We start from the raw sequence: 10,988 nt of genomic DNA on the forward strand, positions 1-10,988 counted from the left end.
CGCGCCACCGCGCCCCGCGCGGCAGCATGTCCTCCCATGGACGAAGAACGCTCGGCGCAGGCCCACCTGATGCGGGCTCAACTCGCCGCGGAGGGCGTCGTCGGCCTGGCCCTCAGCTGGGTGGACAACGCCGGGATCACCCGTACCAAGGGCGTCCCGCTGCGCCGGCTGGAGGACGTGGTCCGCGACGGCGTCGGCATGTCCCCCGTCTTCGACGCCTTCCTCGTCGACGACTCCGCCACCACCGGCCCCGGCCTCGGCGGCCCCGACGGCGACCTGCGCCTGTTCCCGGACCTCGAACGCGCGGTCCCGCTCGCGGCGCAACCCGGCTGGGCCTGGGCCCCCGCCGACCGCTACGCCCAGGACGGCACCGCCCACCCGGCCTGCCAGCGGCTGTTCGCCCGCCGGATGACCGAGCGGGCCCGCGCCCGGGGCCTGAGCCTGCTGGCCGCCTACGAGGTCGAGTGGATCATGCGCCGCCCCGACGGCACCGATCCGGCCGAGGGCGGCCCGGCCTACGGCCTGCACCGGCTCACCGACCTGTCCGACTACCTCCGCGACCTGCTGCGGGCCCTGGAAGCACAGGGCCTGGACGTCCAGCAGATCCACCCCGAGTACGCCGCCGGCCAGTTCGAGGTCTCGGTCGCCGCGCAGGAACCGGTGGCCGCCGCCGACAGCACGGTGCTGGTACGCCAGACGATCCGCGGTGTGTCGGCCCGGCACGGACTGCGCGCCTCCTTCGCCCCCTGCTTCGAACCCGGCGCCGTGGGCAACGGCGCCCACCTCCACCTCAGCGCCTGGCGCGACGGCAGCAACCTGATGACCGGCGGCGCGGGCCCGTACCAGCTGACCGCGACCGGCGAATCGCTGCTGGCCGGCATCCTCGACGCGCTGCCCGCCCTGCTGGTGCTGGGCGCCCCCGGTCCGGCGAGCCACCTGCGCCTGGTCCCCTCGCAGTGGGCCGGCGCCTACCAGTGCTGGGGCCCGGAGAACCGCGAGGCCGCGCTGCGCCTGATCTCCGGCCGCTCCGCCAACGCCGAGGTCAAATGCTTCGACGGCGCCGCCAATCCCTACCTCGCGCTCGGCGGGACCATCGCCGCCGCCCTGGCCGGCCTGGACGCCGCCGCCACCCTCCCCGCCGAGGTCAACGGAGATCCGGCCCGCCTGTCCTCCCCGCCGCCCCGGCTGCCCGAGTCCGCCGCCGACGCGCTCAGTGCCTTCACCAGTTCGGCCACCCTCCGCGAAGCCCTCGGCGAGCCCCTCCACCAGGCCGTCCGCGCCGTCCGCCAGGCCGAGATCGAGCTGTTCGCCGACCGCACCCCCACCCAGATCGCCGAAGCCACCCGCTGGCGCTACTGACCGACCCCCGTCCCGGCCGTATCCGCCGAGCCCCCGCCGGAGCCCCCCGTGCGCCTCATCGACCAGCACACCCACAGCATCGCCGCCCCGGACCACGACCTGTCACCGGACGCCTTCGCCTCGCTCCTGACGGAGTCCGACCGCCCGCCGGCCGCCGGAACCACCCCCTGGGACTCCGCCCTGGGCCTGACCGTCCTGCGGGTGTGCGGCCCGGTCCTGGACGCGGGCCGGCAGCCGCGGCCCGAGACGTATCTCGCCGCCCGGGCCGCTCTCGGCGGCGCCGAAGCCGCCCGCCGCCTGCTGCGCGCCGCCGGCCTCGACTCCTGCTTCGTCGACACCGGCCTGACCACCGCGGCGGGCGCCCCACTGCTCGGCCTGCCCGCCTTCGCGGCGCTGTCCGGCGCCGGGGTCCGCGAGGTGGTCCGCCTGGAACACATCGCCGAGCAGACGACGAGCAGCGCGGCCCACTGGGGCGAGGCGACCCGTACCGCCATCGCCGAAACGGTCCGCGCCGCGAACGCGGTCGCGGTGAAATCCGTCCTCGCCTACCGGCACGGCCTCGACATCGACCCGGCCCGGCCCACCCCCGCCGAGGTCGCCCGGGCCGCCGGCGACCACTTGGCCGAAGCCGCCCGCGGCGGCCGTCCCCGCCTGAGCCATCCCGTCCTGCTGCGCCACCTGCTGTGGACCGCCGTCGACCTGCGGCTGCCGATCCAGCTGCACACCGGCTTCGGCGACCCGGACCTGACCCTGCATCGGGCGGACCCGTCGCTGCTCACCGGCTTCATCAGGGCGGTGGAGCCGCACCGCACCCCGCTCGTGCTGCTCCACTGCTACCCGTTCCACCGTCAGGCCGCCTGGCTGGCCCAGGCCTTCCCGCATGTCTACTGCGACGTCGGCCTGACCCTGTCCTACACCGGTCCGGCCGCGCCGCGCCTGCTCGGTGAGACGCTGGAACTGGCACCCTTCGGCAAGGTCCTGTTCTCCACCGACGCCTACGGACTGCCCGAGCTCCACCTGGTGGGCGCCACCGCCTTCCGCGACGCCGTCACCGGCTGGACCCGGGACGCCGGCCTGCCGCCCGCCGAGGCGGCCCGCCTCGCGGACCTGATCGGGGCCGGCAACGCCGACCGGCTCTACGGGCAGGCCCTCTTACGCCCGTAACACGCCGCGAGCAGACTCGTAGCACGGCACCGGCAACCCCGCGCTTCGCCGCGCCGCCGTGCCGACGTGACGCTCACGGCGGAAGGACCTGACATGTCCGACTCCACCCTCGCCACTCCCAGCGACCGCTCCGCGGAACAGCGGCGGCGCGCACTGCGGCCCAGCCTCAATGTCTGGCAGGCCGTGGGACTCTCGATGGCGCTCATGGCGCCCAGCATGGCCGTCAACATCAATCCGCAGGCTGCCGCGCCCAGCGTGGGCCGCGCCATCCCGCTGGCCTTCCTGATCGCGGCCGTCGGCGTGCTGCTGGTGGCCTACGGCTTCGTCCGCCTGTGCCAGTACTACCAGCACGCGGGCTCGGTCTACGCCTTCGTCGGCGCCACCCTCGGACCCCGCAGCGGGGTCGTCGCGGGGTGGGGCCTGGTCGGCACGTACCTGTTCTACGGGGTGACCACCTCGTCCGTGGTCGGCATCTTCGGCACCTCCTTCCTGCAGCGCACCGGCGCCTGGTCGAACCCGCCGGTGGACGCCCCGTTCATCCTCACCGGCGCGGTCCTGCTGCTCGCCTGCTGGCTGACGATCGCCTCGATCCGCCGGGGCACCAACGTGCTGCTCACCGTCGAGGGAGCGACCGTCGCGCTGATCCTGGTCGTGGCGGCCGTGGTGCTGATCCGGCTCCTGGCCGGCAACGCCCCCTCCGGACACGGCTTCACGCTGTCCGTGTTCTCGGTCCCGCCCGGCACCGCGCCGTCCGCCCTGTTCCTCGGGGTGGTCTTCGGCTTCCTCTCCTTCGCCGGCTTCGAGGCCGCCTCCACCCTCGGCGAGGAGTCGCTCGACCCGCGGCGCGACATCCCCCGGGCGATGCTGGCCACCACCGTCTTCGGCGGCGTCTTCTTCGTGGTGGTGACCGCCGTCGAGATGATGGGCTTCGGCGCCGACAAGGCGGGCGTCGCCGCCTTCGGCTCCTCGTCCTCGCTGATCGGGGATCTGGGCGCGAGCTACCTCAGTTCCTGGGTGGGCGACGCGGTCACCCTCGGCGCCACCGTCAGCGCCTTCGGCTGCTGCCTGGCCTGCACGGTCGGCTCGGCCCGCCTGCTGTTCGCGATGAACCGGGACGGCTTCGGCGAACGCGGCCTGGGCCGCGTCTCCCGCTTCGGCACCCCGGCCCGCGCCGCCGTCGCCGTCAGCGCGACGATGGCGCTGGTGCTGGGCCTGTGCATCACGGCCTTCTCCGCCGTCCCGGAGGACACCTTCGTCTGGGGCGGCACCATCGGCACCCTCATCCTGCTGGTGGCCTACGCACTCACCACGATCGGCGCGATCCGGCTGGTCTTCGTCCAGCGCCGGATGCCGGTGCCCAGGTGGCAGATCGCGATCCCGCTCGCCGCCCTGGCACTGCTCGGCTACACCCTCTACCGCAACATCGTCCCCTACCCGGCCTCGGGGCCGGGCCACTGGTTCCCCGTCGTCGCGGGCGGCTGGCTGCTGGCCGCCGTCGTCGCGGTCCTCGCCGCGCCCGCCACGGCCACCCGGCTCGGCCGGCGCCTGAGCGAGTCGGGGCAGGAGGAGGGAGCGGGAGCGGTGAGCGGGAGCGGTGAGCGGGAGCGGTGAGCGAGGGCAGTGAGCAAGGGCAGTGAGCAAGGGCAGTGAGCAAGGGCAGTGAGCAAGGCCGGTGAGGCCGGGGGCCGTGGCGGCCGGTCCGGTCGGGGAGGCGGTCGGCGGCCGCGGCCGCGATACCTCGGACTCACTCCCCCGCCCGGCCCGGGTCACCGTCCGCGTCCCCTTGACCGCCCCCGCCCCCGCCCCCGTCCCCGGCGGCGTCGGCCAGGCGGATCGCCGGGCGGTAGTAGAGGTTGACGCCGATCAGGATCGGCAGGATGCCGGCCCATACGAAGGTGGCCGCCTCGGTGGCGAACGGGGCGACGGCGGCGGAGGCGGCCAGGGCAGCGCACACCGCCACGATACGGGCCAGGATCCACTGGCTGTAGACGGCCGGGATCCGGTCGGCGAGGTGCCCCGAGCGGTGCAGCCGCAGCCAGAGCAGGATGAAGGCGCAGCCGACCGCGAGGACGGCGAGGTCGAAGAAGACGACCGCGGCGGCGTTGCTCCCGTAGCGGCCGACCAGGGCGGAGGGGAACGGCAGAAAGGCGATCAGCAGCAGGAACAGGGTGTTCAGCCGGGCGATCCACTCGTCGTGCCAGCTGGCCAGGCGGAACAGCCGCCGGTGCTGCTGCCAGAAGGCCGCGATGATGACGAAGGTGGCCGCGTAGCTGAGGAACTGGCCCTCCTGCCGGGACAGCGCGGCCCGCATCTGCCCGGCGGAGGAATGGTCGGGGATGCGCGGTACGGGGATCTGCAGGACGAGCACCGTCAGCGCGATGGCGAAGACGGCGTCGGTCAGGGTCGTCAGCCGGCCCAGGGAGTGTTTGTCCTCCGTCACGTCGCCCTACCGCCCGTCGCCCTGACGCCCGTCGATCCGCCGCATCGATCTGCCGCATCGATCTGCCGCTCATCGGGTCCGGCGACCTGAGCTTCCCGCCGGCGCCCGCCGAGGACTGGTCATTGCTCCGAAGGCGGCGTGTCCTTCCGGCTCGGCGCCTCCGGCGCGGAATCGAACACGCCGCACGCTCCCTCGCCTCGGCGGCTCGGGCCACGGCTGCGGCAATGCGGAGACATGTTCGAGAGATTCACTCCTGAGAGGCCGTAACGGTCCCGCGTACCGCCCCGTTATCCGAGCAACTGTCCGGATCTGCCGCAGCCAGGGGAGGGACCATGCCGTACACAGTATTGACCGCCGGTTGGCCGGAAGTGTTCGAATCGGCTTCGGGGGTGGCGCGGTGAACGCGGAAGCCGTGGTGGCGGGACAGGCGCCGCCGCCTCCACCGCCCGCCGAGATCAACTTCCACGGGCACTGGGGCAAGAATCCGCTCGGCGGGGTGTCCTTCGGCGCGCTGTGCGCCCGGCTGCCGTCCGTGCTGTGGCAGACGGCCCGGATGGCCTGGGTCATCGATCGCCGCGGGGTGCTGCTGCTGATGTTCTGCCAGATCCTCACCGGCGTCGCCTCAGGGGTCCTGTTGACGGGCACGTCGCGGGCCATGAGGCCGCTGGTGGGCACGGCGCCGGCCGCCGACCGCCTGCACGCGGCCATGCCCGCCCTGGTGGTCGTCGCCGTGGCGGCCGCCGCGGTGCGGATCTCCACGGCGCTGGCCGCGTATGCCGACGAGCGGATCACCCCCGGGCTGACGACGGAGGCGGACGCGGCGCTCGTGGACAGCGTCTGCAAGGTGGAGGCGGCCGCCTACGGCGAGGACGGCTTCACCGACCGGCAGGAGGCCGCCGAAATGGGCGTCGTTCGGACCCAGATGACGGTCCAGGACGCCCGGACGTTCACCGCCGCGCTGCTCCGCATGGTGGCCGCCAGCGGGGTGCTGACCGTGCTCAGCCCGCTGATGCTCCCCCTGCTGCTGCTCGCCGTGCTGCCCGCCGGGGTGGGCGCGGTGCTCGCCGCCCGGGTGGACTACGCCACCCACTACGCCAATGTCGGCGACCGCAACGTCCGCTCGATGATGCGCTGGTGGGCCACCCTCCCGAAGTACGGCGACGAGGTGCGCGCCAACGGCATGACCGGTTACCTGCTGTTCTGGTACCGGGCCCTGTCGGCGCGGATCGACCGGCGCACCCTGGCCACCGCGCCCCAGCGGCTGCGCATCGCGCTGACCGCCGCCGCGCTCAGCGGCTTCTTCCTGCTGTGCACCTGGGCCACCCTCGCGTGGCTCGCCGACAGCGGCCGGGTCGGTCTGGACGTGGTCGCCACCGCCGTGGTCGCTGTCCAGACCGCCCTGTCCGCGCTGTCCCAACTCGTCTCCAGCGGGGCGGCGATGTTCCACAGCAGCCTCTATCTGGCCGACATGCGTTCCTTCCTCGACCTGGCCGCCGAGCGCGCGCCCCGGCGCGGCCCGGACACCATCGCCGGGCCGGTGGACGAGGTCCGCCTGGACGACGTGGTCTACCAGTACCCGGGCAAGGAGCGCCCCGCGGTCGACCATCTCTCGCTCACCCTGCGGCGCGGCGAGATCGTCGCCATCGTCGGGGAGAACGGCTCGGGGAAGTCCACCCTCAGCCGGCTGATCACCGGCATCTACCTCGCCGACAAGGGCAGTGTCACCTGGAACGGCGTGGATCTGGCCGGCGCCGACCCGCACAGTGTGTGGGCCCGCTGCGGCCTCGTCCCGCAGATCTTCGCCCAGTGGCCGCTGCGCGCCCGGGAGAACGTCACGCTCGGCCAGCCCCGCACCTACGACGACGAGCCGGTATGGGCGGCCGTCGACGCGGTGGGCATGCGCGAGGCGATCGAGGAACTGCCGCAGGGCCTGGACACGCTGCTGGCCCGCGAGCTGTTCGGCGGCTCGGAGCTGTCCGGCGGCCAGTGGCAGCGGCTGGTCTGCTCCCGCGCCCTGTACCGCCGCCCCGACCTGCTCATCCTCGACGAACCCACCTCGCAGATGGACGCCCGCGGCGAGCACCGCATCTTCGAGGGGCTCAAGGCGATCGCCGCCGACCGGATCACCCTGGTGGTCACCCACCAGTTGGAGAACACCAAGATCGCCGACCGGATCATCGTCATGGACCACGGGCGGATCACCGAGCAGGGCACCTTCGACGATCTCGTCAACGCCAACGGCCTGTTCGCCGAACTGCTCGCCTTGTCCAAGGACCGGTGAGAGCGCGATGACCCGTCTGCCAGGCCGCCCCGGCCGGCACCCCGTCTCGACCCGGCGCCGAGGGGATACCGGCCGGCGTCCGCGGCATATCAGCCGCGGGGAGGGGACTGTGTCCGGTCCCGGGCGGGTGACCGGTCCCGGTCATCAGCGGGTGGTGGCCGTCGTCCCGGACGACTCACCGCCGACCGCCGCCGATCAGGCCGGCTCGCCGGGCGCGGCGAGGTCGACCGGCGGCAGATCGCGGACCGCGTCCTTGGTGAGGCTGAGCCGGACACCGTCCGTGACGCCGGTGACCGCGGCGATGGGGATGGCCACGCGGCGCTTGCCCCACAGGTGGCCGTCGTTGAGCAGGACATGGGTGACGTGGTGGTCGGCGGTGTCCACCACGAGTCCTTGGACGCGGCCGATGGTGCCGTCGGTGGCGTGCACGGGCTCACCGCGGCGGATCTCCACCTCACCCGCGGGCACCCGGTCGCGGGTGACAGCTCGGGCTTCGGTGTCGGTCAGCAGGGGGCCCATGTCCGCCGGGCCGGTCGCACTGTTTCCGATACCGAGTCCGTAGTAGGGCCAGGCGAGGATCTGGCTGTTCTCATAGCCCCAGTCGTTGTCCGGTCCGGCGAGGAAGTGGCTCTCCTCCGCGCTCGGGAAGGCGGCGAACTCGGCTTCGGTGCAGCGCAGTTGGATCGGCGGGCGCGCCGGGTCGACCTGGTCGACCGGCACGAGGCGGGCGGTGGGCCGGTGGTGCTGGGGGCCGATGACGAGGTGGGTGAGGGCACGGGTGGTGGGGTCGACGACGACGCGGGTCAGTTCCCCGCAGACACCGTCACTGCAGGAGACCTCGGTGCCGATGGTGAAGGGGGTTGTCGATGCGACGGTCATGGGCTCTCCTCGGTTGTCCGGTGGGCGTCCACCGGTTGGGCCGTCCGGGCGTCGGCCCGGGACCGCTTGGCGGTCTGCGAGCCGGCCGGGGCCGCCCGCAGGTGCCGGGCGGTCCTGCCGGCGGGCCCGGTAGCCCCTGCCCTCATCGCCTTCCCCGCGCGGTCGGCCCCACCCCGTGGTCGCACCATTCCCGTCCCGAGCGGGCAGCGGCGCCGTGCCGGTTGGGGTTGCGGTTGCCCTTGCGGCTCCGGCTGCGGCTGCGGCTGCGGCTGCGGCTGCGGCTGCGGCTGCCACCATGCCCACGCCCGCACGCAGGGCGGCCCATGCCGCCGACCGGTGGGGCCGTCCGGGTGCCGCCGGGGCCCGAGGCGGGCTCAGTCCTCGAGGCGTCGCAGTACGAAGACGGTGACCGCGGCGTAGGCCAGGTGCGGCACGATGTCGGCCACCCAGTCGGTGGGCGCCCAGGTCCGCGGGTCGGTGACCTTCAGCACGGTCATCGGGCCATTGGTGCCGATCAGCGCGCCGACCGCCGCGGCGGTATAGGACACGGCCACCGGCGGACGCCAGCCGGCGGCGCGGGCCACGCCGAGGACGGCGCCCATGGCCACTCCCGCGGCGATGCCGGTGAGCGGGCCCAGGCCCGCGACCCGGTTCTGCCGCTTGGCCTCGTCCCCGGGAACGGCCACGTTCAGGTCGTCGGCGAGCCGCTCGACGGTGGCCTCGGGTGTGCTGCTGGGCGGCCGCCCGCGGAAGGTCATGTCGAGGTAGGTGACGCTGTCCAGCGCGGTCGTGCCGGCCGCTCCGGCGGCGGCGCCGTACAGCATCCCTCGGGCCAGGCCGGTCATGGTGCCCTCCAAACTCCGTTCGCGGGATCGCAGCCGTGCGCGCCCAACCGCCCGCGGGCCCGGAACGGCGCCGGTCCGGGCCTCCGGGCAGCCCCGGGCGGGAGCGCGTACCGGTCAGACGTGCACCAGGGGCGTGTCCACGAGGTGCTCGGCGATGAACCAGCACTCCAGCTCGCCGGTGCGGATCACCTGCGAGACCAGCAGGTCGTTGGTGCCGTCGTCACCCATCTCGGCGGTGCGGGCCGCCGCGTCGTGCGAGTCGACGAGGATCAGCTCATGGGCTTCGAGCAGCCGCGAGAGCATGGCCGGCACCTCCTCGACGCCGTCGGGGGGCCGCGGCACCGAGGTGATCTCCGCCGCGTGCCGGGGGTCGCCCACGGCGACGCCGCCCAGCGACTGCATGCGTTCGGCGATGGTGTCCACCAGTTCGAGCTGTTCGCCGGCGTGCTTGTCGAGCAGCAGATGCAGCTGGTAGAAGGTCGGGCCCCGCATCAGCCAGTGCGATTTCTTGTAGAGGCTGTACAGCATCTGGGTGTCGGCGAGAATCCGGCTCAGCCGTTCGCAGGAATACATGCGCGCGTCGTAGGAGAGCCCGATCGGGAACTGCTTGACGGTGCCGAACTCCTGGATCACGCCGCTTCTCTGGTGCAGCCACGGCTGGCTGCTCTTGTGGCCGTCGGACGAGCTGCTTGTGGACATCGCGCCAACCTTCCGGGGAGTGCTTTCGTCGGGCTGTGCCAGCACGGTGCGGGCCGGGGCCGGTGGCCTTGCGGGTGTCGGCCGGTGTGTCATGACCGCCGCCCGTCTCATGCTAATGAACGGTGGCACTTCCGGCCCGGCGAGCGGTCCGCCCGCGAGCGGACCGCCGATCCGGCGGCACCCGCGCTGCGGCAGTCGGCGGCCGGCGGTCGGCGGTCGGCGGTCCGGCAATACGGAAGATGCGTGCCGGGGGCCGCGGTCCCGATCATGGGAGCCTGGCGACTCCTGGGAGGCAGTCGATGTCCACCGTCCTCGGTTCACTGCGCAGGCTGGCCATGGCGCCCTCGCTGGCCGCCGTGACTTTCCGACAGCGCGGCTTCCCGGTCCGGCCCTCCGCGGTGACCGAGCGGCTGGAGGCCATCCCGCAGTCGGTGATCTGCGGCTTCGAATGGGCGATCGACTCGCGCGACCAGTGGGAGGTGGAGCGCCGGCTCGCGATCGTGGAGCCCGAGCTGCGCGGCTTCGCCTACGAGGGCGCCACCATGGCGTTCACGATCCGCGACGCGATGCGCGGCGAGCGTTCCCGCGCGTTCCTGCTCGGCCCCGCGCAGCCGTACATCTTCCTGACGTACATAGGCATCGGTTTCGCGATGGCGCGGCTGCCGCGCCGGCTGTGGTCGAAGGTGCTGCCGGACCTGGACGGTTCGCCCTACTACCCCACCATGAGCTGGCTGGCGGTGGACGGCTACGGCTTCGACCGGGCGTATTTCGACACCGAGCGCTGGGTGGACGGGCAGTTCGTGCCCGCGCCGTACCCGTGGGCCGGCGACCCCGACTACTTCCTGCGGGCGGTGGACCAGGGGATCGGGCGCGCGCTGTGGTTCATGCACGGCGCGGACGTGGCCGCGGTGGCGGCGCGGGTGGCCGGCTTCGCCGGGCACCGGCGGCCGGACCTGTGGAGCGGGGTCGGGCTCGCCGCGGCCTTCGCCGGCGGCGCGGACGCGCAGGATCTGACCGAACTGCGCAAACTGGCCGAGGACTACCGGCCCGAGGTGGGCCTGGGCGCGGTCCTCGCCGCGAAGGCCCGCGACTACGCCGGCCACATCCCGCGGTACACCGCCGAGGCCACCTTCGCGCTGACCGATCTGACCGTCGCCGAGGCGGTGGAGCTGGCCGACAGCACCGAGGACCACGCGCACGCGGGCGGTCCGGTGCCGGCCTACGAGCTGTGGCGGCAGAGCATCCGGGCCCGGTTCGCCGAGCGGGACGGCCGGGTCACGGGCCGGTGAGGGCGCCCGCCTCGGCGCCGGCCGCGGCCCCC

9 protein-coding genes are annotated in these 10,988 nt (G+C 73.6%); 5 read left to right on the forward strand and 4 right to left on the reverse strand.

Annotated elements, in window-relative coordinates; all coding sequences use genetic code 11:
- Positions 1 to 36 precede the first annotated feature (36 nt).
- From GA0115240_RS26965 to GA0115240_RS26975, 3 genes are all read left to right on the forward strand, one after another.
- Positions 37 to 1,359, forward strand: a complete 1,323-nt coding sequence (locus GA0115240_RS26965) for a glutamine synthetase family protein (RefSeq protein WP_093740556.1) — start codon at positions 37 to 39, stop codon at positions 1,357 to 1,359.
- A gap of 48 nt (positions 1,360 to 1,407) precedes the next feature.
- Positions 1,408 to 2,523, forward strand: a complete 1,116-nt coding sequence (locus GA0115240_RS26970; protein WP_218087441.1) for an amidohydrolase family protein — start codon at positions 1,408 to 1,410, stop codon at positions 2,521 to 2,523.
- Positions 2,524 to 2,616: 93 nt separating this feature from the next.
- On the forward strand, positions 2,617 to 4,134 hold the full coding sequence (locus GA0115240_RS26975) for an APC family permease (RefSeq protein WP_093740558.1): 1,518 nt from the start codon (positions 2,617 to 2,619) through the stop codon (positions 4,132 to 4,134).
- A gap of 133 nt (positions 4,135 to 4,267) precedes the next feature.
- On the opposite strand, the gene GA0115240_RS26980 is transcribed toward GA0115240_RS26975, so the two are convergent.
- Positions 4,268 to 4,963 carry a TMEM175 family protein gene (locus tag GA0115240_RS26980; protein ID WP_093740560.1) on the reverse strand — a complete coding sequence of 232 codons (696 nt, stop codon included), beginning with the start codon at positions 4,961 to 4,963 and terminating at the stop codon, positions 4,268 to 4,270.
- 397 nt (positions 4,964 to 5,360) lie between these two features.
- Between GA0115240_RS26980 and GA0115240_RS26985 the strand changes: the two genes are divergently transcribed.
- The gene (locus tag GA0115240_RS26985) at positions 5,361 to 7,244 is read left to right on the forward strand and encodes an ATP-binding cassette domain-containing protein (protein WP_093740562.1); all 1,884 of its coding nucleotides are present in this window, start codon (positions 5,361 to 5,363) and stop codon (positions 7,242 to 7,244) included.
- A 195-nt stretch (positions 7,245 to 7,439) separates the two neighbouring features.
- Here the strand turns inward: GA0115240_RS26985 and GA0115240_RS26990 are convergent, their stop codons facing one another.
- From GA0115240_RS26990 to GA0115240_RS27000, 3 genes are all read right to left on the reverse strand, one after another.
- Positions 7,440 to 8,123 carry a PRC-barrel domain-containing protein gene (locus GA0115240_RS26990; protein ID WP_093740564.1) on the reverse strand — a complete coding sequence of 228 codons (684 nt, stop codon included), beginning with the start codon at positions 8,121 to 8,123 and terminating at the stop codon, positions 7,440 to 7,442.
- A gap of 374 nt (positions 8,124 to 8,497) precedes the next feature.
- Complete coding sequence (locus tag GA0115240_RS26995; RefSeq protein ID WP_093740566.1) at positions 8,498 to 8,968, reverse strand: hypothetical protein; 471 nt, start codon at positions 8,966 to 8,968, stop codon at positions 8,498 to 8,500.
- A 114-nt stretch (positions 8,969 to 9,082) separates the two neighbouring features.
- Entirely contained in the window at positions 9,083 to 9,667 is a 585-nt protein-coding gene (locus GA0115240_RS27000) for a Dps family protein (protein ID WP_093740568.1), read from the reverse strand.
- A 299-nt stretch (positions 9,668 to 9,966) separates the two neighbouring features.
- On the opposite strand from GA0115240_RS27000, the gene GA0115240_RS27005 reads away from it, so the two are divergent.
- Positions 9,967 to 10,956, forward strand: coding sequence for a DUF1702 family protein (locus tag GA0115240_RS27005; protein WP_093740570.1), 990 nt, complete (start codon positions 9,967 to 9,969; stop codon positions 10,954 to 10,956).
- Positions 10,957 to 10,988 lie beyond the last annotated feature (32 nt).

The organism is Streptomyces sp. DvalAA-14 (genome assembly GCF_900091855.1).
Taxonomy (GTDB): domain Bacteria; phylum Actinomycetota; class Actinomycetes; order Streptomycetales; family Streptomycetaceae; genus Actinacidiphila.